This window comes from Chryseobacterium contaminans (assembly GCF_001684955.1).
Taxonomy (GTDB): Bacteria; Bacteroidota; Bacteroidia; order Flavobacteriales; family Weeksellaceae; genus Chryseobacterium; species Chryseobacterium contaminans.
On sequence record NZ_MAYF01000196.1, the window covers coordinates 1 to 1,859 of the forward strand.

General features: G+C 37.3%; 2 protein-coding genes. Both read right to left on the reverse strand.

What is annotated here, in order from left to right; genetic code table 11:
- Positions 1–1,026, reverse strand: a complete 1,026-nt coding sequence (gene hisC, locus BBH99_RS11480) for a histidinol-phosphate transaminase (protein ID WP_066695642.1) — start codon at positions 1,024–1,026, stop codon at positions 1–3.
- Between the two features lies 1 nt (position 1,027).
- The coding region (gene hisD / locus BBH99_RS11485; protein ID WP_066695643.1) for a histidinol dehydrogenase at positions 1,028–1,859 on the reverse strand (832 nt) is incomplete at its 5' end.

The window sequence follows — 1,859 nt, forward strand, 5'->3', positions numbered from 1 at the left end:
CTAAATGTTTTTTAAAAGAGTAATCAGTTTTTCATTTTCCTTGCGGGTTCCTACATTAATCCTGATGCATCCCGGAATTGCAGGATCTCTTCTGCTTGTTAATATTTCCTGTTCCAGCATTTTTGTATATACTTCGTCAATATCATCAAGCTTAATTAAAAAGAAGTTTGCATCCGTTGGAAATACTTTCGCAATACATTTGATATCTTCAAATTGCTCTTTTAGCCATGTGCGTTCTGCAATAATATTACGGACATTATCTTTTAATTTTTTTTCATCTTCAAGCGCATTCAGAATCAGTTCCTGGCTTAATGCATTAACATTGTAGGGTGCTTTCACAGTATTTATTAACTGAATAATCTCTTCAGAAGCATATGCAACACCTACTCTGGCACCGGCAATTCCCCAGGCTTTTGAAAAGGTCTGGAGAACGATCAGATTAGGATACTGAGCCAAAAGTTCCAGGCTTGATTTTTTTCCTGAGAATTCAATATAAGCTTCGTCTACCACCACAATTCCGTTAAAGTTCTGAAGGTAAAATTCAATGTCTTCTGTACTGTTTCCGGTTGGATTGTTCGGGGAGCATAAAAAGAAAACCTTAATAGATTCTTCTTTAACCGTTTGTAAAAAATCTTCCTTTACAATTTCAAAATTTTCATCAAGATCAAGTTGTAAAACCCTGTTTTCATTAATTGCAGCATAGAATCCATACATGGCAAAAGAAGGATTCATCATCAGAATAGCATCTTTTTTAGGCTCACAGAAAATTTTTATGATTAAATCGATCAGTTCATCACTACCGTTTCCTATAGCAATCTTGGCAGGAGAAATATTTCTAAGTTCTGCCAAACTATTTTTAAGCTTTTTCTGTGTAGAATCCGGGTAACGGTTCCATTTTCCAAAAGGACTTTCATTAGCGTCTAAATAGGTAGGCTCATTAAATTCATTATGATCCCTGAAGCTTATATAAGGCTTTAGTTTTAAAATATTTTCTCTTACTAATGTATTGATACTGATTGTATTCATATTATCGTTTTAATCTTATTGATACTGCATTTTTGTGAGCGAGAAGCCCTTCTGCTTCTGCCATTATTTTTATTGTTTTTCCTAAATTCTGAAGCCCTTTTTTGGACAAATGCTGGAAGGTGATTTTCTTTACAAAACTGTCCAGAGATACTCCACTGTAATTCTTAGCATACGCATTGGTAGGAAGGGTGTGATTGGTTCCGCTGGCATAATCTCCGGCACTTTCGCAGGAATAATTTCCAAGGAAAACCGAACCCGCATTCTGAATTTTAGGAATGTACTTTTCAAACTCATCCATCGCCAGAATAAGGTGTTCCGGAGCATATAAATTACTGAACTCAACAGCTTCTTCAAGACTGTTCAACAAAATAAAACAGCTATTTTCAAGCGATTTCCCAGCCATTTCATTTCTTGGTAAGTCTTTGACCTGCTGTTCAACAGCCCTGATCGTCTCATTAAAAACTTTAAGGTTTGTAGTCAGAAATATTACCTGACTGTCACTTCCGTGTTCTGCCTGTGAAAGCAAATCTGCTGCACAGAATTCCGGAACCGCCTGCTCATCAGCAATTACTAAGACTTCACTTGGGCCAGCAGGCATGTCAATAGCTACTCCAAACTGCTGGGCATATTCTTTAGCAGCTACTACGAACTGATTTCCCGGACCAAAGATTTTATATACCTGTGGAATGCTTTCGGTCCCTAAAGTCATTGCTGCAATAGCCTGGGCACCGCCTGTCTTGAAAATCTTTGAAATCCCACATAGCTTGGCTGTATATAAAATGGCCGGATTAACGGCTCCGCTTTTATCTGGTGGTGTACAAAGAATGATTTCT